Below are 21707 nucleotides of genomic sequence, written 5' to 3' on the forward strand. Positions count from 1 at the left end.
TCTGTTTGCCCGGTCAGCGGATCGCGATCGGGTTGATGATCATCTGCACCGCGCCCTTGAGGCGGGCCTGGCCGAGAACGAAGAGGAACTCGTACGCCTCGTCCTTCGCCAGTTCGCGGGTATCCATGTTCTCCAGGATGTAGATGCCGTTCTGCGGCTGCAGGATCTGGTGGGCGCGGAATGCCTCGCCCTCGACCTCGGCCGGAACGACCTCCATGCCCCAGGTGTCGGCGCCCACCGCCATCACGCCCAGCTCGGCGAGATATTCGGCGCCGCTGACGCCGAGGCCCGGTTCCGCCGCGCCGAAGCGCTTGGGATCCGCGTTGGGCCCGTCGAGCAGGTTCATCCAGTTGGAGTTGAACAGCACGACGTCGCCCTCGCGCAGCTCGACGCCCTGCTGGGCGGCGGCGGCCTTGACGTCGTCGGCCGTGTAGGCCTTGCCTTCCTCGACCATGTCGACGCCGTAGAACTTGGCCATGTCGAGCAGCACGCCGCGGCCGACGAGGCCGGGCAGGTTGTGCAGCCCGAGTTCGGTCAGGCCAGCGGCCTTGGCGAAGTCGCCGGCCTTGTGGCCGTTGTAATAGACGTGGTCGATGCCGGCATGGCCGAGACCGTCGATCTGCGGGCCGATGCCGAGCCAGCCCATGAAGATGTCGTCGTTGTAGGTGAAGGCGTTTTCGCCCAGCCCGCTATTGGTGATCTGGTTGGGCTGGAGCACCGTCACGGACAGGCTGCGCGGCGGAAAGGCCGGCGTGTCGCTGCCCACGATCATGCCGAGGCTGTAGACCTTGCCGGTGGTGACGAGTTCGGCCGCGAGCTTGACGCGCTCCGGCGTCATCAGGTTCGCCGACCCGATCTGGTCGTCCTTGCCCCAGCGCGATTCCGTCCATTCGTGATTATGATTGTCGGCATGGGCAAGGCTGGTGGCGGCGACGAGCGCAAGCCCGGCGAGCGCCGCAGTGCAGTTGAAGACCCTCATGGCTTTCCTCCCAAAGCATGTGAGATGAAGAAGCCTAGGTATTGCCGACAGGGTGCACCAATAATTTGCTTGGTGCTCGGCTATTGCAAAAACCTATGACCGAAGACGAAAAGCCATTTAAGCTCTGTCTTCATGCGTGTTTGCCGCTAGCATCCGCCCGACAGCGGGGTGCGATCCGCCGGCCGGGAGGGCTTCAGGGTGCACCATCGCACGGAAACGGGCAACGCCGCGCTTCGGCTGCGGCGACCTTCGAGACGAAAGGGTGGAGACATGAAGATCACGGCGGCGGTGCTGGAGCGGGGCGAGGTCAAGGGCAACTACGCTGCGGAGAAGCCGCTGACCGTGCGCGAGGTCGAGCTGGCGCCGCCCGGTCCCGGCGAGGTGCTGATCCGCATCGCGGCCGCCGGCGTCTGCCATTCCGACCTCTCGGTGATCAACGGCACCCGGCCGCGCCCGCTGCCGATGGTGCTCGGCCACGAGGCGTCCGGCTATGTCGAGGAAGTGGGTGCGGGCGTCGACGATCTCGCCCCCGGCGATCATGTCGTGTGCATCTTCGCGCCCGGCTGCGGCCGCTGCACGCCTTGCGCGGAAGGCCGGCCGGCCCTGTGCGAGAAGGCGGCCAAGCATCACGGCGTCGGCGAGCTGATGACCGGTCACCGCCGGCTGTCGATGGACGGGCGGCCCGTGCATCATCACGTCGGCATTTCCGCCTTCGCCAGCCATGCGGTCGTCGCGCGCCAGTCGCTGGTCAAGGTCGACCAGGACATCGCCCCGCATATCTCGACGCTGTTTTCCTGCGCCATGCTGACGGGCGCCGGCGCGGTGTTCAACACCGCCCATATCAAGCCGGGCGCCAAGGTCGCGGTGGTCGGCATCGGCGGCGTCGGCATGGCCGCGATCCTGGGCGCGGCGGCCGCCGGGGCCGGGCAGATCGTCGCCATCGACCCGTTCGAGAACAAGCTCGAGGTCGCCCGCCAGATGGGCGCGACCGATGCGGTAAAGGCGGGCGAGGGCGTCGTCGAGGCGGTGCGGGATCTCACGGGCGGCGGCGTCGACTATGCGTTCGAGCTGGCCGGCTCGGTGCGGGCGCTGGAGACCGCCTACGACATCACCCGGCGCGGCGGCACCACCGTCACCGCCGGCCTGCCGCATCCGGATTCGCGCATGGCGCTCAACGCGCTCAAGCTGGTTGCCGAGGAGCGCTCGCTGAAGGGCAGCTATATCGGCTCCTGCGTGCCGCAGCGCGACCTGCCGCGCATGTTCGCCCTGCATCGCCGCGGATTGCTGCCGGTGGAAAAGATGCTGAGCCACCGCTTGCCGCTGGCCGACATCAACCTTGCCATGGACCGGCTGGAGGACGGATCGGCGATCCGTCAGGTGGTGGAGATCGGCTGAAAACCGGCTAATCTGCCCTCCATGGACATTCGTCACCTTCGCTACTTCATCGCCATTTCCGAGGCGCCGTCGCTCTCCGCGGCGGCGCAGGTCCTGGGCGTCGCCCAGCCGTCCCTGTCGCAATACGTCCAGCGCATGGAGCAGGAGCTCGGCGTGCAGCTGGTCGAGCGCTCGCCGCGCGGCACGGTGCTGACAGAGGAGGGGCACCTGCTGGTGCGCCATGCGCGCGAGATCTGCGCCAGCATGGAGCATTGCATCTCGGAGATGCGCGACCTTGGCGGCGGCATTCGCGGCAAGGTCGGCTTCGGCATGCCGCCGTCGGTGTCGATGGTGATGTCGGTGCCGCTGGCCGAGACCGTGCGGGTGGAGCTGCCGGATGTGCGGCTGCGCGCCATCGAGGCGATGAGCGGCTACATCAAGAGCTGGATCGAGGACGAGACGGTCGATATCGGCTTCATCTACGACCTGGAGAAGGTCGAGCATTTCCGCATCATCCACGTGCTGGACGAGCAGTTGTTCTTCTTCTCCGCGCCCGATACCTGGCCGCTCGACACCCCGCCCGGCGCGCCGGTGCCGATGCAGGCGCTGGAGAAGCTGGAGATGATCCTGCCCGGCGTCTCGCACGGGCTGCGCAAGACCATCGAGCGGCACGCGGCGGCCTGCGACGTCAATCTCAACGTCGTCATCGAGATGGACGCGATGACCCAGATCAAGGAGCTGGTGGCGCGCGGCTCCGGCCACACGATCTTCGCCCCCGCCGCCGTCCACGATTTCGTCGCCCGGGGCGAGCTGCTCAAGGCGCCCATCGTCGAGCCGACGATCTCGCGCCCGGTCTATCTGGTCAGCAAACCCTCCCGCTCGACGAGCCGGGCCTGCCGCGCCGTCGAGCAGATCACGCTGGAGGTCGCGCGCGATCTCGTGCGCCGCGGCATCTGGGAAGGCAACCTGATCGAGAGCTAGCCCTCGGTAAGGTTTCAAAACTCGCTCCGGCGTGCCAGACGGCCGCCGGGGGTGAGTTGCCTAGGCTTTCGCCGTTGCCTGCATGGTGACGACCCCATCCTCGTCGCGCCGTACGCGCAGCTCCAGGGCGCCGTCCTCGCCCTCGCGCGCTTCGACGGTTACTGGCCGGTTGCAGGTCAGCGGCGACAGGCCGCGATAGGTGAAGGCGCCCGGCAACTTGCCGAGCAGCGAGGCGGCAAGGTTCTGCATCCAGATCGACTGCAGCGGCCCGTGCACCACCAGCCCGTCATAGCCTTCCACGCCGGTGGCGTAGGGGTGGTCGTAGTGGATGCGGTGGCCGTTGAAGGTCAGCGCCGAATAGCGGAACAGCAGCGTCGGCGTCGGCGTCACCTGCCAGCGCGCCAGCGCCTGCCAGTCCTCTCCCGGCTGCGGCGCGGTGGCCGTGCCCGGCTTGGGGTCTTCGCGATAGACGATGTCGTGGCGCTCCACGACATGGGCCTCGCCCGCCACCTCGTAGACATGGTCCAGCGTGACGAAACCGAGCGGCCCGCTGCGGCCCTGCTTGAAGGTCACGTCGCGGATCGTCGTCACGCGCGTCACCTCGTCGCCGGGCGAAAAGGCCTTGCGGTATTCCAGGTGGCCGCCCGCCCACATGCGCCGGGGCAGGGGCAGTGCCGGCAGGAAGATGCCGGTGCGCGGATGGCCGTCGCGGCCGAGATCCGCCGGCTCCACCACGTCGGGCGCCAGGCACCAGTGCACGCCGGCCGGCACGTCAGTCTGCCACAGCATGCCCGACAGGGTCGCCCGGTAGCGCTCCAGCAGCTCGCGGTCGAGCGCTTCGCTCACCCGCCGCTGCTTGCCGATCCAGTCCGCATAGTCGCTCATGCCCGTGCTCCCACCAGGGTGCCAAGGTCGGCGGCCGTAAGCCGGTCGAGCTTTTCGACCGCCTGCCGCAGCCGTTCGCCTTCCTCGCCGAGCAGCGCCTTTGCCTTGGCGGTGAGCCCGGCGGAAAGCTCCGCCTCGCCGAGCCGGCGGGCAAGATCGTGCGAGAAGGCGATGCTGCGCCCGTCCTTCAGCCGGAGCAGGCCCTTGGCCTGCATGTCGCTCAAGGCCGGGTCGCCGTCCACGGTGATGCGCGGGGCAAAGGCGGCAAGACCGGCGTCGGTCGCCAGCGCGTCGGTATAGGTGTCGTCGCGCGCGGTATCGCGGTCCTCCAGCACCATGCCGGCCAGCCAGTTGTAGCTGAACTTGACCTCCAGCCCGGTGCGCGGCGCTTTGATGTCGCAGACCGACAGCCAGCGCGGGTTGGTGTGCAGCACCATCGCCTCGACGTCATCGATGCCGACGCCGTCCTGCCCACGCACCGTGCGCAGCGCCTCGATCATCGCATGGGTGCCGTGGCAGCAGGCATGCAGCTTGTACTTGATGTCCTCGAACAGGAACGTCTCCGGCGGCGGCGACTGCCAGGCAGCGTCCGGATCGGGCTTGTCGGAATGGGTGGGGATGAAGCCTTGCGTGTTCATCAACCCGTCGTCGGCGGAGGTGAAGCCGAGGGCCGCGAGCCTTGCGCATTCCACGCCATTGGCGGCGGCGATGCCCGCATTGTACGGCTTGCCCATCGTGCCGAACTGCGACTTGAGGCCGGAGGCGCGGGTAGCGCACAGGCCGATGGCGACGCGCATCTGGTCGCGGGTCAGGCCGAAGAGTCGCCCGGCGGCGATCGCCGCGCCGAAGGCACCGGCCGTCGCCGTCTGGTGGAAGCCGCGATTGTAGTGGACGGACCCCAGCGCCATGCCGATGCGCACCGAGGCTTCCGCGCCGACGAGGAAGGCCTCGACCACGGCGCGGGCGCTGGCGCCGACCGTCTCGCCGGCGGCAAGCGCGGCCGGATAGATGCCGACGGAGGTGTGGCCGATATGGCCGAAATGGGTGTCGTCGTAGTCGAGCGCGTGGCTCGTTGCGCCGTTGACCAGCGCGGCCATGCGCGCCGGGGCGGGCGCACCGCCGAAGACCGAGGCCGTGCCGCGGCCGCCTTCCTCGTCCGCAAGCTGGCGCAGCTTGCCCGCCAGCGGCTCATCGATGCCGGCCCGCCCGCAGACCAGCCAGTCGAACAGCGAGAAGCGGGCCATGGCGAGCGCCGGAGCCGGCAACTCGCCGGCGGGCATCATGGCAAGGTCGAGGATGCGGTCGATCAGCGTCATGCCTTGGGGGCCCCGTAGGATTTCGGCAGGCCGAGCACCTGCTCGGCAATGAAGCACAGGATCAGGTTGGTGGAGATCGGCGCCACCTGGTACAGCCGCGCCTCGCGGAATTTGCGCTCCACGTCGTATTCCTCGGCGAAGCCGAAGCCGCCATGGGTCTGCAGGCATGCCTCGGCCGCTTCCCAGCTGGCGTCGGCGGCCAGCATCTTGGCGCTGTTGGCCTCCACGCCCGGATTGTGGCCGGCATCGTACATGGCGGCGGCGCGGTAGACGATGGCCTCGGCCGCCATCATGTGCGCATAGGCGCGGGCGAGGGGGAACTGCACGCCCTGGTTCTGGCCGATCGGGGCGCCGAAGATCACCCGCTCCTTGGCGTAATTGGAGCCCTTCTCGATGAACCACTTGGCATCGCCGATGCACTCGGCGGCGATCAGGATGCGCTCGGAATTCATGCCCGACAGGATGTAGCGGAAGCCCTTGCCTTCCTCGCCGATCAGGCTGGAGGCGGGGATGCGCGCGTTGTCGAAGAAGATCTCCGTCGTCGCGTGGTTGATCATCGTGCGGATCGGGCGGATCTCGACGCCGTTGCCCTTGAGCTCGCGCAGGTCGATGAGGAACACCGACAGGCCGTCGGTCTTCGACTTCACCTGGTCGCGCGGCGTCGTGCGGGCCAGCAGCACCATCAGGTCGGAGTGCTCGGCGCGGGAGATCCAGATCTTCTGGCCGTTGACGATGTAGTCGTCGCCGTCGCGCCGCGCGGTGGTCTTCAGCGCCAGCGTGTCGGTGCCGCTGGTCGGCTCGGTCACGCCGAAGGCCTGCAGGCGCAGCGTGCCGTCGGCGATGCCGGGCAGGTATTGCTGCTTCTGCTCAGGGCTGCCGTGCCGCAGCACCGTGCCCATCGTGTACATCTGCGCGTGGCAGGCGGCGGCGTTGCAGCCGTTGCGGTGGATCTCTTCCAGGATCACGGCGGAAGCCGACAGGTTCAGGCCCGACCCGCCGTATTCCTCCGGGATCATCGCGGCGAGATAGCCTTCGCGGATCAGGGCGTCGACGAAGTCCTTGGGATAGGCGCGGCGCGCGTCGAGGTCGCGCCAGTACTCGCCGGGGAACTCGGCGCAGACCTTGGCGACACCGTCGCGAATGGCACTGTATTCGGCTGTCGGATCGAAGGCGTTCATGGTTTTCCCTGAGAACTCGAGCGGGCCGCGGCACGCGGGCCGGTCCCTGAAATTGGCTGGCCGCAAAATCGCAGGTCCGGCGCCCGGCTGGAAATATCTTTGCATGCACGGAGCTATTGTGCAGCCCTATAGCCCGTGCGGCGCCGTGGCGGCCGGGGCATGGGGATGGACGCCTGCCATCCGCCGGTCATGTCGCGGGCGCGGCGGGGTTTTTCGCCGCGCCTGCGGATCGGGCGGAGCCGGTCCGGCTATTGCGGAATGACCGCGATGCCGTGCCCCTTGGGCAGCAGGCGCACCGCGGCGCCCACCCCGACCTCGTCGCCATCGGCAGGGGCGGTGATGAAGAGCTCGCCGAGCGGCGTCTCGATCTCGTATTCCATGTGCTTGCCGAGATAGCTTGCGGTCCGGACCGTTCCGGTCAGCCCGCCGGCATCGCCCGCCTCGAGCGGTGCCAGGCGCAGCGCGTCGGGCCGCACGGCGATCTTCACCGGGCCGGGTGTGAGCCCGCGCGCGGGCGCCTCGACGCTGGCGCCGGCAAGGTCGAGCACCGCCGTCTCGCCGGCAACGCTGGCGATGGTGCCGTCGACGACATTGGCATCGCCGATGAAGTCGGCGACGAAGAGGTTCGCCGGGGCGTTCCACAGATCGCGCGGGCTCGCCTTCTGGGCGATGCGGGCATTGGACATGACGATGACCTCGTCGGAGACGGCCAGCGCCTCCTCCTGGTCGTGGGTGACATAGACCACCGTCAGGCCGAGATCCTTCTGCAGCGCGCGGATGTCTTCGCGCACCTTTCGGCGCAGCCGCGCATCGAGGTTCGACAGCGGTTCGTCGAACAGCAGGATCGAGGGCTCGAGCACCAGCGCGCGGGCGACGGCGACGCGCTGCTGCTGACCGCCGGACAGTTCCGACGGCAGCCGGCTCTCGAAGCCGGACAGGCCGAGCAGGCCCAGCTTCTCGCGCGCCATCTCGGCCGCCTGCGCCTTGCCGATGCCGGACGAGCGCGGCCCGTACATGACATTGTCCAGCACGTTCATATGCGGGAACAGCGCATAGGACTGGAACACCATGGTGACGTCGCGCTCGGCCGCCGACAGGTGCGTCACGTCCTTGCCGTCGATCAGGATCTTCCCCTCGCTCGCCAGCTCCAGCCCGGCGATCATGCGCAAGGTGGTGGTCTTGCCGCAGCCGGAGGGGCCGAGCAGCGTGGTCAGCGATCCGGCCTCGCAGCGGAACGAGACGTCGTCGACGGCGGTCACCGCGCCGTAGCGCTTGGTGACGCCGATGAAGTCGAGGCTTGCCGGTCCCATCAGTGTCCCCCTGCGGCGATGGATTCGCTGCCGCGCCGGCCCAGCCGTGCCTCGCCGACGAGGAGACGGATGGCCGCGATGGCGGCGATCATGAAGACGATCATGAAGGCGCAGTAGGAGATGGCGAGCGAGTACTCGCCGGCCTCCACCCGGCCGACGATATAGGCGGTCGCCATGTTGTAGCGCGCCGTGACGAGGAAGATGATCGCCGAGACCGCCGTCATCGCATGGACGAAGGAGAAGATCAGCGTCGCGACGATGGCCGGCTTCATCAGGGGCAGCACCACGGTCATCAGCGTGCGCCCCGTGCTGGCGCGCAGGGTGGCCGAGGCCTCGTCGAGCGAGGGATCGATCTGCGACAGCGCGGCGATGCCCGCCCGCACGCCGACCGGCATGTTGCGGAAGACGAAGCAGGCGATGAGGATGAAGCCGGTGCCGGTGATCTCCACCGGCGGCACGTTGAAGGCGAGGATATAGGCGACGCCGATCACCGTGCCGGGAATGGCGAAGGACAGCATGGTCAGGAATTCCAGCGACCTGCGGCCGCGGAACTTCTGGCGCGCCAGAACATAGGCGGTCAGGAGGCCGATGATCGCCGTCAGCGGGGCGGCGGCCGCCGAGACCAGCACCGTGGTCCAGAAGCTGTCCCAGGCCGAGCCTGCCCAGAACAGGCCGTTGTCGGTCCATTCCACCAGGAAGCCGGTGCGCAGGTGATCGAGCGTCGGCGTCATGTCGAAGCGGCCGATATCCTTCACGAAGCCGCCGATCAGCACGATCGAGTAGACCGCGATGGTCAGACCGATCCACGGAATGATGATGCTCCACAGGCCGGCGGGCAGACCCTTGGGCAGGGCGGCCGGCACGCCGCTGTCGCCCTTGCCCGATACGGTGACGAAGGAGGCGTTGGCGAGCAGGCGCATCTGCACCAGGAAGGCGGCGAGGGTGAAGGCGAGCAGCACCATGGCCAGCACCGCGGCGCGGCCCGGCTCGTGCTGGGCGCCGACGACGGCGAAGAAGATCTTGGTCGACAGCACCTCGAAATTGCCGCCGAGCACGAGCGGGTTGCCGAAGTCGGCAAGGCTCTCGACGAAGGCGAGCAGATAGGTGTTGGCGATGGCCGGCAGCAGCAGCGGCAGCGTCACGGTCAGGAGAATGCGGGTGCGGGTGGCGCGCAGGGTTTGCGCGGCCTCTTCCAGCGTCGGCGACAGGGCCTTCAGCGAGCCGACCAGGATCAGGAAGGACAGCGGCACCTGCGACAGGACCTGCGCCAGCAACACGCCGGGCAGGCCGTAGAGCCAGCGCGAGCGGGGGATGCCGAACCAGTCCCACAGGGCGGTGGTGATGAGGCCGGTGCGCCCGAACAGCACGATCAGCGCAAGGCCGATGACGAAGGGCGGCGTGATGATCGGCAGGATGGCGAGCGCGTCGAAGGCGCGCGGGAAGCGCACATTGGTGCGCACCGCGATCAGGGCAAGGCCGAGCGCCAGCGTCGTGGAGAAGAAGGCGGCGAGAACGCCGAGAATGACGGTGTTGGGCGCGACGCCGCAGCGGGCCGTCGACCACAGGCAGGCGAGCGACCAGATGTCGCCCTGCAGCAGCCGGTCGAGGAAGACGGCGGCGCGCGCCTCGCTCTCCCCGTGGAAGGCCTCGGACAGCATCCGCAGCACCGGCCAGAACACGAACATCACCACCAGCGCGCCGATGGTGATCACGCTGACCGAGACGAAGCGGTCGTTCCTGAAGGCGCCGAAGCGGGCGATGGCGCCGGCAATGAGCGCGACCAGGGCGAGGGCGAGAATGCCCGCGCCCGGGCCGATGGCGCGGCCGACCTCGGTTCCGGCGAAGCCGATCCCGGTGGCCAAGGCCGGGAAGAAGCCGGCGAGGATCATCGCGAGGAGCGCCAGCGTGCCGCCGATCGCCCCTGCAAGGGCGCTTGCGCGCTGGGCCCCGGCAAGGCTCGCGCCGGCCGCAAGGACCAGCGCCAGACAGCCGAGCGCAGGCGCCACATGGCCGGAGGCAAGCGCTCCGGCCAGGCGGGTTCCGTCGTCGGCATGGTAGGCCAGCACCGCCGGGCCGATCAGCCCGGCAGCGGCCAGGATCACCGGAAAACGGTCGATCATCGCGATGCTGTCGCGGTCGGGGACGGTGCGCGCCTTACTTCGGCGCGGCACCGACCTCCGCATCCCACTTGGTCAGCAGGCGGGTGCGTTCGGCCGACGAGCCGTATTTGGCGAAGTCGTAGTCGATCAGCTTGACCGACGACAGGTCCGGGGCCTGCTCGGGAGCCTTGGCGCCCTTGTTGGACGGCACCTGGAACGAGTTCGCCGACGCGCCGATTTCCTGCGCGGCCGGGGTCAGCGCCCAGTCGTACCACTTCTTGGCGTTGTCCATGTTCGGGGCGCCCTTGATGATCGACATGGAGCCGATCTCGTAGCCGGTGCCCTCGCACGGGGACACCACCTTGACCGGTGCGCCCTGGACGACCTGGGTAACGCCGTCGTGCTGGAAGGTGATGCCGATCAGCGTCTCGCCGGTGGCGGCGGCGCGCGCCGGCGCAGCGCCCGACTTGGTGTACTGGTTGATGTTCTTGTGCAGGGCCTTCATGTACTCGAAGGCCTTGTCCTCGCCCATCAGCTGCACCAGCGTCGCGACCATCGTGTAGGACGTACCGGACGAGTTCGGGTTGGCGACCTGCACCTCGTCGCGGAACTCCTCGCGCAGCAGGTCCGACCAGCAGGTCGGCTCCGGCGCGCCGGTGGAGGCCAGCATCTCGGTGTTGAACGAGTAGCCGAGCGCGCCGGCATAGATGCCGACGGTCTTGTGGCCGGACTGCTCGGCCTGGGACACGGCCCAGGGCTGCAGCTGGTCCAGCATCGGCGACTTGTACTCGACCGTCAGGTCTTCCTCGGCGGCCTGCAGATGCGGATCGCCCGTGCCGCCCCACCAGACGTCGCCGCGCGGGTTGGCGGCTTCCGCCTTGATCTGGGCGAGGGTCTCGCCCGAGGACTTGCGGGTCATGTTGACCTTGATGCCGGTCTCGCGCTCGAAGGCCTGGACCATCGGGCGGCACCATTCTTCCTGCACGGAGCAGTAGACGGTGAGCTCTCCGGAGGCCGATGCGGGCACGGCCCACATCAGTCCGGCGAGGCCGAAGGCGGCACCAGACGCAAGCGCCTGCAGGCTGACGGTGATCTTCATGGTTCTCCTCCCATTACGATGCATCATTGCAAAGCTGTGCATTCGTTGGCTCAGCTTGAACGGCGCAGGGCCGGTCGTCAATCTCCTGTCTTTACGGAAGTTTCCAGGGGCAGGCCGGTGACGCGGGCCGCATCCTCGGCGATGCCGGGCGCTGCCACGACGATGGGGTTGCCGCGGGTCCAGTCGCCGCTGAAGAAGTTGCTGACGCGGGCGCCCGCCTCGCTGGCGATGACGACGCCGGCGGCCACGTCCCAGGAGTTGATGTGGCCTTCGAGATAGCCGTCGCTGCGGCCGCAGGCGACGGAGGCAAGGCCCATCGCGCCGGAAGCGGAGCGCTTGACGTTGGCGCCGGCCTCGAACAGGGCGCGGACGTTGTCGATGTAGCCGGCGACCGGCAGGCGCGGCGACCAGCCGTGTTCCACCGTGGCGCGGGTGATCGTTTCGGTGGCGGCCGCCTTGATCGGCTTGCCGTTCAGCGTGGCGCCATGGCCGCGGCGGGCGAGGAAGGTCTCGCCGAGCGCGGGCGCGGCGATGCAGCCGAGCTCCGGCGTGCCGTCGAGCAGGAAGCCGATGGAAATGCACCAGGTGTTGTCGCCATGGGCGAAATTGGCGGTGCCGTCGATGGGATCGACGATCCACATGCGCTCGCTCACCTCGCCGCCGCCTTCCTCGCCCAGCACGCTGTCCTGCGGGAAGACCTCGGCGATGCGTGCGCGGATCAGCGCCTCGACCGCGCCGTCGGCCTCGGTGAGCCAGTCCTGGGCGCCTTTCAGGGAGATCGCCATGGCGTCGCGGTTCTCGAAATACCGCATCGCCAGGGCCGCGGCTTCCGCGGCAAGTCCCTGAAGAGCAAGGAAACGCAACGTCACTTCGGGGTTAGCGGATCCGCTCATGCTTTCCTCTTACTTAGCCGACAAATATCTGTCATCATTGTTTTTCCACGTATTCAGCCGACGGAAAAGCGATTTCCTCGGCATGTTGCCGCCATTATTCCCTGTCAGAATCACCAGTCTGGCCGGAAAATCGGAGGCAGGACACCGGATCATGGCGCCGGCGCCAATAGCAATCGGCGATTGCCGCTCCCGGGACAAGAGCCCGAAAAGCGACAGGCGCGGTTGCCGCGACAGCCGGCGCGACAAGAGGACGACAGAAAGATGATGAGTGCGAGTGCGGTCTTCGTGCAGCTGATCGGCGGCGTGGCGCTGCTGATCTGGGCCGTGCGGATGGTACGCACCGGGGTGGTGCGGGCGTTCGGCTCCTCCCTCAGGGCGGTTCTTGCGTCTGCAACGCGCAACCGGACGATGGCGGCCTTTGCCGGCGCCGGCGTCACGGTGTTGATGCAGAGCGCGACGGCGACGGCGATGCTGCTCACCTCGTTCTCGCGCAGCGGCCTCGTTCCGCTGGCCATGGCGCTGGCGGTGGTGCTCGGCGCCGATGTCGGCTCGGCCATCGCCGCGCAGCTCCTGTCGCTCGACGTCTCCTATCTCTGGCCGGTCTTCGTCACCGCCGGCGTCTTCATGTTCCTGTCGATGGAGGCCGACCGGGCCCAGTGCATCGGTCGGGCGCTGATCGGTCTCGGCCTGCTCACCCTGTCGCTGCAGACCCTGCGGCTCACCGTGGTGCCGCTGGCCGAGTCCGAGACCTTCGGCCTCGTGCTTGCCGCGCTCGGCAGCGAGCCGGTGCTGGCCGCAATCCTTGCCGCCGGCATCACCTGGGCGGCGCATTCCTCGCTCGCCGTCGTTCTCGTCATCGCCACCCTGGCGCTCACCGGCGCGGTGACGCCGACGCTGGCCATCGCCGCCGTGCTCGGCGCCAATGTCGGCGCGGCCGCAGCGCCCCTTTCCGCCAACTGGGGCGGGGCGCCGGAGGCCAAGCGCGTGCCGCTCGGCAACATGCTGATGCGCGGCGTCGTTGCGGCCGTGCTGGTGCCGTTCTCCGGCGTGCTCGCCGACATCGCCACCAGCCACGGGCTGGTCGGCGCGCGGCTGACCGTCGATGTGCACCTTGCCTTCAACATCGTCGTCGCGCTGATCTTCATTCCGCTGGTCGGCCCGGTGTCGCGCCTGCTGGAGCGGCTGGTTCCCGCCGCGGCGCAGCCGGCCGATCCCAAGCGCCCGCGCTATCTCGGCAGCGCCGCCACCGACATGTCGTCCGAGGCGCTGGCCGCCGCCCATCGCGAGGCGCTGGCGCTGGGCGACCGGGTCGAGGCGATGCTGGTCAAGTCGATGGAGGCGCTGGAGACCGGCGATCCGAAGCTGATCCGCGAGATCCGCACCTCGGACGATGCGGTCGACGCGGTCAACGAGGCGATCAAGCTGCATCTGGTGCGCATGTCCCGCAAGGGCATGTCGGAGGAGGATTCTCGCCGCTTCATGGAGATCCTCTCCTTCACCACCAACCTGGAGCATATCGGCGACGTCATCGACAAGCAGCTGCTGGAACTGGCGGAGAAGAAGGGGCGCGGCAACCTCGCCTTCTCGTCGGAGGGCCTTGCGGACCTTCGCGCCTTCCATGCCCGGGTCGCGTCGAACTTCGCCACCGCGCTCAACGTCTTCGCCACCGGCGACACGGATCTGGCGCGTCGGCTCTTCGCCGAAAAGACCACCATCCGCGATCTCGAGCGCCACTATGCCGAGCGCCACTACGCCCGGCTGCGCGACGGGGTGAAGCTGTCGATGGAGACGACCTCGATCCACATGGACGTGCTGCGCGACCTGAAGCGCATCCATGGCCATTTCGTCGTCGTCGCCCAGCCGATCCTGGAGGCCTGCGGCGAGCTTTCGGACACGCGCCTGCGCGCCTCGGCGCCTGCGCCGGCGCCGGGTGGCCGCGAGACGAAGCCCGAAGAGTTCCGCGACGCGGGCACCAGCGGCGCCCAGCCCGCCTGACATCCCGCCTCTTGCGATTGCAGCCATGACGGCCGCGCGGATCTCCGCGCGGCCGTTTTGCATTCGTGCCTCGCGCCACTGCCGGTCTTGACCGGCACGATATATCTAGTATTCTCGAATTATGGAAAAGAAAGACGCCCTTTCGGCCTTCGCGGCCCTGTCACAGGAGACCCGTCTCGACGTCCTGCGCCTGCTGATCCGCGCCGGCGGGGAGGGCATGTCCGCCGGCGACATCGCCGCTGCCCTCGATGTGCGGCAGAACACGCTCTCCACCAATCTTGCGATCCTCACCCGCGCCGGCCTGCTGCACAGCAGCCGCGAGGGCCGGTCGATCCGCTATTTCGCCGACATGGGCGGACTGACGGCGCTGCTTGCCTTCCTGATGGAAGATTGCTGCGGCGGCGCGCCCGATGTCTGCCGTCCCGTCCTCGCCGCGTTGCCGGCCTGTTGCGCGCCGGCCGCCGCCTTGTCCGAAGGAAACTCATGACCATCGTCATTCACCACAATCCCGCCTGCGGCACCTCGCGCAACGTGCTGGAGATGATCCGGGCCTCCGGCGAGGAGCCCGTCGTCATCGAATATCTCAAGACCGGCTGGACCCGGCCGCAGCTTCAGGCGCTGTTCGCCGGCGCCGGTCTGACACCGCGCACCGCCTTGCGCGTGTCGAAATCGCCGGCCGAGGAACTCGGCCTCACCGACCCCTCCGTCGACGACGAGACGATCCTCGCCGCCATGCTGGAGCATCCGGTTCTGGTCAACCGGCCCATCGTCGTCACGGAAAAGGGCATTCGCCTGTGCCGTCCGTCGGAGACGGTGCTGGAGATCCTGCCCAATGCGGCGATCGGCACCTTCCGCAAGGAGGACGGCGAGGTCGTCGTGGCCGGCTCCGCTTCCGGAGACGCCTCGTGAGGTTCGTCGCCGATCTTGCCGCCGCCGACCTGCCGAACATCGATTTCTCGCAGATGCGCCGGGTCGACCCGGCCGACTACGCCCTGCCGGGCGAGGCCTTCCATCCCCCGCGCATCCTGCTGCTCTACGGGTCGCTGCGCCAGCGCTCCTTCTCGCGGCTGGTTGCGGAGGAGTCCCGTCGCCTGCTCGACTGGCACGGCTGCGAGACGCGGATGTTCGATCCGCACGACCTGCCGCTCGTCGACGGGGCCGATCCCGCGCACCCCAAGGTGCAGGAGCTGCGCGAGCTCGCCATGTGGTCGGAAGGCATGGTCTGGGTCTCGCCGGAGCGGCACGGGGCGATGACCGGCCTGATGAAGACGCAGATCGACTGGCTGCCGCTGTCGCTCGGCGGCATCCGCCCGACCCAGGGCAAGACGCTGGCGGTGATGCAGGTCTGCGGCGGCTCGCAGAGCTTCAACGCGGTCAACCAGATGCGCATTCTCGGCCGCTGGATGCGGATGGTCACCATTCCCAACCAGTCCTCCGTCGCCCGCGCCTTCGCCGAGTTCGGCGAGGACGACCGGATGAAGCCGTCCTCCTATTACAACCGGATCGTCGACGTCACCGAAGAGCTGGTGAAGTTCACCCTGATGGTGCGCGGGCGCTCTGGCGCTCTGGTCGACCGCTATTCGGAGCGGGTCGAGACGGCAGCGGAGGTCTCGGCGCGCGTCAACCAGCGCTCGATCTGACGCGGTTTCCACTGTCCTTGCCTGCCGCCGGCGCCCGCTGCGGTCGTGCCCGTGTTATCGTCCGGCGCAAATGCGACGGCAGCCAAAGGGCAGACCGTCGATAAAGGGCGGAAACGGGTGCGGCGGGTATGATCGACAAGCTGGAAATGTTCATTGCGCTGGTGCGCGAGCGTCATTTCGGACGCGCCGCCGAGAGCATCGGCGTCACCCAGCCGACGCTGTCCTCGGCCATCCGTCAGCTCGAGGACCAGCTCAACGTCCAGCTCGTGCATCGCGGTTCGCGCTTCCAGGGGCTGACGCCGGAGGGCGAGCGCGTCCACCTTCTGGCCCTGCGGATCGTCGGCGACATGCGGGCCCTGCGCGAGGAGATGCGCGCCGTCCGCTCGGATCTGGAAGGCACCTTGCGCATCGGCGTCATCCCGACGGCGCTGCCCATGGTGGCGGAACTCGTCTCTCCTTATGCGCTGCGCCATCCGCAGGTGCGCTTCCAGATCTTCTCGCGCACCTCGGTCGAGATCCTCGACCAGATGGACCGGCTCGACCTCGATGCCGGCATCACCTATCTCGATGCCGACGCCCGGCGCCGCCGCACCGTGTTGCCGCTCTACGCCGAGCGCTATCGTCTGCTTGTCTCCGTGTCCGATCCGCTGGCCGCCCGCGACCGGATCGGCTGGCACGAGCTCGGCGGCGAGCAGCTCTGCTTGCTCACCCCCGACATGCAGAACCGCGCTATCGTCGACCGCCATCTGGCCGCCGCCGGCATCACACCGAGGGCGCAGGTCGAATCCAACTCCATCATCGCCCTCGTCGCCCATGTGATGTCAGGCAAGTGGGCCTCGGTCGTTCCGGAAAAGCTCGCCGGGATGTTCGTCTCCGCCGGAGCCATCGCCGCCGTGCCGATTTCCGGCGGGCGGGGACATCCCGAAGGCGAGGGGGAGGACAAGGGCGAGCCGGTCGGCCTGGTCATGGTCCAGCGCGAGCCGCTGACGCCGCTTCTCGCCGCCCTGTCGGACGTTGCCCGCCAGCTCGCCGTGTAAAAGCGAATTTCGAGAGCCGAAACTCGAATTTTCCGAATTTCGAGACGGGATTTTGCAAAATTCGTCTCGAAATCCGCAAGCTCCAAACCGCACCCCGGCGGCCGCAGGCGAGCGGGTCTGTCCCCGCCGGCGCCGGCTTTCTCTCCCCGGGGCTTATCCGAAATGGCAGGGTCGATGGGGCAGGCGCATTCGCATGCGCCTTTCACGCTGCCGAGGGCTGACGCGCATCTTTTGGCCGTTTCGGCCCTTGCGCCGCTTCCGTCTTGCTGTTGCGACCGGCCGTTTCGCCGACCTCGCGCTCTGCGGCCTCGCGCTCTGGCCGGCACGGGATCTCCCCGCTCGCCTGTCGCGCCTTTCCCCGCCGTGGAGCGCCCGCGTGTCCGCGTGCCGGCATCCTGGACGTGCTGAATTTCGAGACGGCCGTTTCGGGCGGTTCTGCGCTTCCCGTTGCCACTTGTCCCCGCCTTGGTGTCTTGGCGCCGCGGGTTGCCGTCAGCGGGGCTTCCTACGTGCTTATCCTCGGGGGCGGGGCCAATCTGGCGGTGTCTCGGGCTTCTTTCCGGCACATTTTGCGCCGGGCCCCCGCGCCTCGGGTTGCCGGATGGCGCCGGCCCCGCAAGTCCGGCCCAAGGCGCTGCCGGAGACTTGCCGCGTCGCCGCTGGCCGCCGCGTCGCCGGTTTCGCTGTGTTGTCGCCCGCAGCGCCTCGCGATTGGCCTGAGGTGCTGCCCCTACGCCTCCGGAGCCCCATTCGCGCCCGCCCGGCCCGCAACTCCGCCCCCCTAAACCGCACTTTCGCTTCTCGGGCCGCCTTGGCCCTGAGGCCGCGCCTCCTGCCTCGGCCCGCCCCGTCCAGTCCGCCCCGGTGCGCCCCATTGACCCGAGACCAATCCCTCCCGCCCGGCCCGCTCCCTCCGCCCCGGCTCACCTCTCCCGCCCCCCACTTACCCTTCCGCCGCACCCCACCCGTCCCGCTTTCCCCAAACGCGCATTTGACAACATACCGACTGGTGGGTATGTAATTTACATACCGGTTGGTATGGAACTTCCGAGCCGCTGCGGGCAAGGTGCCGGCACGGGCCGGCGGGGCCCGCGGACCGAACGGAAGGGGCGGCGAACGATGGACAGCGACCGACAGGTGCAGGGGACAGACGGCAGCACCGCGAAGGCCGGCGGGAAGGCGGCAATCCGTTCGCAAGCCTCGCGAATCCGCATTCTCGACGCGGCGCTGACGGTGATCCGCACGCGGGGATATTCCGCAACGCGGGTGGAGGATATCTGCGAGGCAGCGGGCCTGACCAAGGGCGCCTTCTTCCATCATTTCCGCTCCAAGGAGGAGCTGGCGGTAGCGGCGGCGGACCACTGGGCGACCACCACGGACGGCTTCTTCGCCCGTGCGCCGTACCACGCGCTGGAGGATCCGCTCGACCGGCTGCTCGGCTACATCGACTTCCGCCGCGAGATTCTGGCGGGTGAGGTGCCGGAGTTCACCTGCCTCGTCGGCACGATGGTGCAGGAGGTCTACGAGACCGTGCCGGCCATCCGCGAGGCTTGCGACCGGTCCATCACCGGTCACGCGGCGGAGCTGGAAAAGGACATCGAGGCGGCCCGGCAGCTCCATGCGCCCGAGGCGACCTGGAGTTCGGAAAGCCTCGCCCTGCACACCCAGGCGGTGATCCAGGGCAGCTTCATTCTCGCCAAGGCGCGGATGGGAGCGGAGGTGGCGGCCCAGTCGATCGGACATCTCAAGACCTATGTCGAGATGCTGTTTGGCCGAAGGAATCCCTGAGCAGGACCAATGGTTTGCAGGGTGCGAGGGCAGGGGGCGGAGGATCGGCGCAGCCGACGAAGGAGGAGCAGGACGATGAACCTACATGCCAATGACGCGGCCGCCGAGGTCGAGATCCGTACGCTGGTCGCCGCTTGGTCGCGGGCCCTTGAAGCGCGCGACACCGAGGCCCTGACGGCCGCCTACACCGAAGAGACGGTGCTCTACGACGCCATTCCGCCCTATCGCACGGTCGGACGCGCGGCGATCAAGGCGGCCTGGGACGCCTGCATGCCCCATCTGCCGGAGCGGTTCGCCTCGCGGCACGAGGAGCTTGAGGTGAGTGTCGGCGGTGACATGGCCCTCGTCCACGGCCTGCACCGGATGGTGCCGGAGGAGGAGGGGCATCCCTGCGGCACGAGCTCCATGCGCATCACCTCCGTGTTCCGCAGGGTCCGCGGGCGCTGGCAGGTTGTCCACGAGCACGTCTCCGTGCCCTTCGACCCGATGACGGGGCAGGCCGCCTTCATCGCGGCGGATCGTGGTAGCGCCAAGTAGCTGAAAATAAAGGGAGAGAAGAGATGGAAAGCGTGATCGAGAGGGCCGCGGCGCAGGGCGTTCACAGCCTCAGCCCGCATCTGGTCTGCGCCGGGGCGGCGCAGGCGATCGATTTCTACACGGCGGCCTTCGGGGCGCACGAGCTGATGCGGCTCGACGGCGAAGACGGCCGCATCATGCATGCCTGCCTCCGGATCAACGGCTCGTCCGTGATGCTGGTCGACGAGTGGCCGGAGCGCGGCGTCAAGGGCCCGCGCCTGCTCGGCGGCAGCGCCGTGACCCTGCACATGATCGTGGAGGACGCGGATGCGGTCGCCGCCCGCGCGGTGGAGGCGGGCGCGAGCCTCGTCATGCCGGTGGCGGAGATGTTCTGGGGCGACCGCTACGGCCTCCTGGAGGACCCGTTCGGCCATCGCTGGGCGGTTTCGACACCGGTTCGCACGGTTCTCGGCGACGACCTGCGCGAGGCGGCGAAGGGCGCGATGTGCGGCGAGGGGGCGCCGGCCTGAGGTAACGGGGCCTTTCCGAAAAATGGCTCCGCGCCACGGGTGCGGGGCCGATTTCGCAGCCGGCCGCGATTTATTTTGCCCCCGCGAAAATGCGGCCTTGTTTTGGACACCGTTGCCGTCCATATATGCATCATCGATCTTGGCTGTTGAACTTTGTTCCTGAGCGTGCTTGTCGCGCGTCCGGCGATCTTCCTCTCTCAAAATCGATCTGAACCGTTTGCAGCGCGGGAGTTCGCGCGGCAGGCACCTACCCGTTCGCGATCTGAAAAGGAAATCGCCATGAACACCGGTACCGTGAAGTTCTTCAACACCACCAAGGGCTTCGGCTTCATCGAGCAGGGCGGCGGTCAGCCCGACGTCTTCGTTCACATCTCTGCTGTCGAGCGCGCCGGCATGACCACTCTCGTCGAGGGCCAGAAGGTCAACTTCGAGATCGTCACCGATCGCCGCAGCGGCAAGGCTGCTGCCGACAACCTGCAGGCCGCTTAAGGACCTGCAGCGTCGGGCCGCGCGCTCCTGAAGCGGGCGCCTGGCGAACAAATCGTGCTTCTGAGCGCTGACCACGGATGTACTGGCAGCACTCATCGAGGCACATGGGAAAGGCCGGGCTCGCCCGGCCTTTTTGCATTTTAAATGGCGGTTTCCTGCGGACTTGACGCCAGACTGTCGGGTTCAGGCCGCCAGCTTTTCCAGCGTCGCCAGCAGGCGGCGCTCGGTTGAGGGCTTGCCAACATTCGGCGCCCTGGCGACCGCCTTCCCGGCAATCTGCTCCGGGTCCTCGTAGGCGCTGGTCAGTGCGAACGGAACGTCTTGCGCGCGCAAGGATTCCGCCACGGGCGTGACCAGCTTGCCTCCCAGCTTGACGTCCAGCAGGGCGACGGTGGGGGTCTCGTCTTCCAGCAGTTGCAGCGCCGAGGCTACCGTTGCGGCCGGGCCGATGACCCGCCACCCCTGACGCTCGAGCAGCAATTGCAGATCCAACGCGATCATGAATTCGTCTTCGACGATGAGAACTGTTCCGGGCATGGCAGGCTTTCAACGCGATACATGGGCCTCCCCCAGCGGGATGACGATCTGGGTAACCAAACCGCCTTCGGCATAGTCTTGTTCCACATTCCCACCGAGACTGTAGGCAATTGCCGCGCGGATGAGCCGGGTGCCGAAGCCGGTATCCTCGGGCGGCGTCACCGGCGGGCCGCCGTTTTCCGCCCATCTCAGGTGCAACTGGCTCGGGTTGTCCTCGAGCTGCCAGCCGATCCGCACCGTTCCTCCCTTGACCGAGAGCGCACCGTATTTGGCCGCATTGGTCGCCAGCTCGTGCAGCACGAGGCTCAGCGACTGGAGCGTTTGCGGCGCCAGGCGGATGGCGCTCCCGCTTTCCACGACGATGGCGTCCGGCTGCGGCGTGTAGGGCATCAGGACACGCTCCACCAGCGCCGAAAGCGCGCCTTCCCCCTGGTCCGAGAAGGCCAGATCCTGCGCATCGACCAGCGCCTCGAAGCGCCCGAGAAAGTCGTCGCGATACTCTTCCGCCGTGCGGTTTTCGGTGCTGGTCTGCCGCGCGATCGACTGCGTGACGCTCAGGAGGTTCTTCATCCGGTGGCGCAACTCGTCGAATAGCATCTCGCGAGCCGCATCGCGCTGGTAGCGCTCGGTGACGTCTAGAATTGACAGCAACATCAATCGGCTGGGGCTGTCGGGATGGTGCAGACGCCGCGCGGTCAGCAGCATCGTTCGGCGCCCCAGCGCCGGAAACTCGTGCTCTACCTCGTAGTTGATGATGGCGGCCGCGCGCGGGATGACCTCGACCAGCAGCCGCTGCAGGTCTGCGATGTTCCACTGGCCGTTGCCGAGCTCATGGAGCGGCTGGCCGATGGTTTCGTCGCGGTCGACCTGGAAGGTCTCGAAGAAGGCGCGATTGGCGGTCTGGACCCGCAGCGTCTCGTCGAGGACGAGAAGCGGTTCGGAGACCGTATCGACAATGCCCTGGGCCTGGACGTGGCTGTTACGGAGTATTCGGTATAGCTCTTCCATGTGCGTCATCTGGAACCCTGTCTAACGGGTCAACGCACGTGGTTGCCTGGGGT

Annotated in this window: 21 protein-coding genes; 11 read left to right on the plus strand and 10 right to left on the minus strand. The window is 68.0% G+C overall.

The window, feature by feature from the left end:
- Window positions 1–13: 13 nt before the first annotated feature.
- Window positions 14–979, minus strand: a complete 966-nt coding sequence (locus BBX35_RS10915) for a cyclase family protein (RefSeq protein ID WP_067219703.1) — start codon at window positions 977–979, stop codon at window positions 14–16.
- A 270-nt stretch (window positions 980–1249) separates the two neighbouring features.
- Between BBX35_RS10915 and BBX35_RS10920 the strand changes: the two genes are divergently transcribed.
- Together BBX35_RS10920 and BBX35_RS10925 are read left to right on the plus strand one after the other, a co-directional pair.
- Entirely contained in the window at window positions 1250–2374 is a 1125-nt protein-coding gene (locus tag BBX35_RS10920; RefSeq protein ID WP_067219706.1) for a zinc-binding dehydrogenase, read from the plus strand.
- A gap of 21 nt (window positions 2375–2395) precedes the next feature.
- Window positions 2396–3334 carry a LysR family transcriptional regulator gene (locus BBX35_RS10925; RefSeq protein ID WP_067219707.1) on the plus strand — a complete coding sequence of 313 codons (939 nt, stop codon included), beginning with the start codon at window positions 2396–2398 and terminating at the stop codon, window positions 3332–3334.
- A 60-nt stretch (window positions 3335–3394) separates the two neighbouring features.
- Here BBX35_RS10925 and BBX35_RS10930 read toward each other — a convergent pair whose 3' ends face one another.
- The 7 genes from BBX35_RS10930 to BBX35_RS10960 all read right to left on the minus strand — a co-directional run bounded on the left by BBX35_RS10930 (window position 3395) and on the right by BBX35_RS10960 (window position 12114).
- On the minus strand, window positions 3395–4219 hold the full coding sequence (locus tag BBX35_RS10930; protein ID WP_067219710.1) for an HTD2 family dehydratase: 825 nt from the start codon (window positions 4217–4219) through the stop codon (window positions 3395–3397).
- Window positions 4216–5535, minus strand: coding sequence for an MmgE/PrpD family protein (locus tag BBX35_RS10935; RefSeq protein WP_067219711.1), 1320 nt, complete (start codon window positions 5533–5535; stop codon window positions 4216–4218). The genes BBX35_RS10930 and BBX35_RS10935 overlap by 4 nt, the downstream gene beginning before the upstream one ends.
- Complete coding sequence (locus BBX35_RS10940) at window positions 5532–6713, minus strand: acyl-CoA dehydrogenase family protein (protein WP_067219714.1); 1182 nt, start codon at window positions 6711–6713, stop codon at window positions 5532–5534. The genes BBX35_RS10935 and BBX35_RS10940 overlap by 4 nt, the downstream gene beginning before the upstream one ends.
- Before the next feature lie 248 nt (window positions 6714–6961).
- Entirely contained in the window at window positions 6962–8023 is a 1062-nt protein-coding gene (locus tag BBX35_RS10945; protein ID WP_067219716.1) for an ABC transporter ATP-binding protein, read from the minus strand.
- Window positions 8023–10194, minus strand: a complete 2172-nt coding sequence (locus tag BBX35_RS10950) for an ABC transporter permease (RefSeq protein WP_067219719.1) — start codon at window positions 10192–10194, stop codon at window positions 8023–8025. The genes BBX35_RS10945 and BBX35_RS10950 overlap by 1 nt, the downstream gene beginning before the upstream one ends.
- Entirely contained in the window at window positions 10178–11221 is a 1044-nt protein-coding gene (locus tag BBX35_RS10955) for an ABC transporter substrate-binding protein (RefSeq protein WP_083206204.1), read from the minus strand. Before BBX35_RS10955 ends, BBX35_RS10950 begins: the two co-directional genes overlap by 17 nt.
- Window positions 11222–11298: 77 nt before the next feature.
- The gene (locus BBX35_RS10960) at window positions 11299–12114 is read right to left on the minus strand and encodes an inositol monophosphatase family protein (RefSeq protein ID WP_067219722.1); all 816 of its coding nucleotides are present in this window, start codon (window positions 12112–12114) and stop codon (window positions 11299–11301) included.
- A 261-nt stretch (window positions 12115–12375) separates the two neighbouring features.
- Between BBX35_RS10960 and BBX35_RS10965 the strand changes: the two genes are divergently transcribed.
- From BBX35_RS10965 to BBX35_RS11005, 9 genes are all read left to right on the plus strand, one after another.
- Entirely contained in the window at window positions 12376–14109 is a 1734-nt protein-coding gene (locus BBX35_RS10965) for a Na/Pi cotransporter family protein (RefSeq protein WP_067219724.1), read from the plus strand.
- Window positions 14110–14230: 121 nt separating this feature from the next.
- Window positions 14231–14596, plus strand: a complete 366-nt coding sequence (locus BBX35_RS10970) for an ArsR/SmtB family transcription factor (RefSeq protein WP_067219726.1) — start codon at window positions 14231–14233, stop codon at window positions 14594–14596.
- Window positions 14593–15018, plus strand: a complete 426-nt coding sequence (arsC, locus tag BBX35_RS10975) for an arsenate reductase (glutaredoxin) (RefSeq protein ID WP_067219728.1) — start codon at window positions 14593–14595, stop codon at window positions 15016–15018. The genes BBX35_RS10970 and arsC overlap by 4 nt, the downstream gene beginning before the upstream one ends.
- 38 nt (window positions 15019–15056) lie before the next feature.
- Window positions 15057–15749: an arsenical resistance protein ArsH gene (arsH, locus tag BBX35_RS10980; protein WP_425274579.1), complete on the plus strand. Its 693-nt coding sequence runs from the start codon at window positions 15057–15059 to the stop codon at window positions 15747–15749.
- Window positions 15750–15877: 128 nt separating this feature from the next.
- Window positions 15878–16786, plus strand: a complete 909-nt coding sequence (locus tag BBX35_RS10985; protein WP_067219731.1) for a LysR family transcriptional regulator — start codon at window positions 15878–15880, stop codon at window positions 16784–16786.
- Window positions 16787–17905: 1119 nt separating this feature from the next.
- A complete protein-coding gene (locus BBX35_RS10990; protein ID WP_083206206.1) occupies window positions 17906–18574 on the plus strand; it encodes a TetR/AcrR family transcriptional regulator in 669 nt (222 codons plus the stop codon).
- Window positions 18575–18649: 75 nt separating this feature from the next.
- Window positions 18650–19111, plus strand: coding sequence for a YybH family protein (locus BBX35_RS10995; protein WP_067219733.1), 462 nt, complete (start codon window positions 18650–18652; stop codon window positions 19109–19111).
- Window positions 19112–19134: 23 nt separating this feature from the next.
- Entirely contained in the window at window positions 19135–19620 is a 486-nt protein-coding gene (locus BBX35_RS11000; RefSeq protein WP_067219735.1) for a VOC family protein, read from the plus strand.
- Window positions 19621–19899: 279 nt separating this feature from the next.
- Window positions 19900–20109, plus strand: coding sequence for a cold-shock protein (locus BBX35_RS11005; protein WP_067219737.1), 210 nt, complete (start codon window positions 19900–19902; stop codon window positions 20107–20109).
- Window positions 20110–20292: 183 nt separating this feature from the next.
- On the opposite strand, the gene BBX35_RS11010 is transcribed toward BBX35_RS11005, so the two are convergent.
- Window positions 20293–20646, minus strand: a complete 354-nt coding sequence (locus BBX35_RS11010; protein WP_067219739.1) for a response regulator — start codon at window positions 20644–20646, stop codon at window positions 20293–20295.
- A 9-nt stretch (window positions 20647–20655) separates the two neighbouring features.
- On the minus strand, window positions 20656–21654 hold the full coding sequence (locus BBX35_RS11015) for an HWE histidine kinase domain-containing protein (RefSeq protein ID WP_341871219.1): 999 nt from the start codon (window positions 21652–21654) through the stop codon (window positions 20656–20658).
- Window positions 21655–21707 lie beyond the last annotated feature (53 nt).

The organism is Stappia indica, assembly GCF_001696535.1.
GTDB lineage: Bacteria > Pseudomonadota > Alphaproteobacteria > Rhizobiales > Stappiaceae > Stappia > Stappia indica.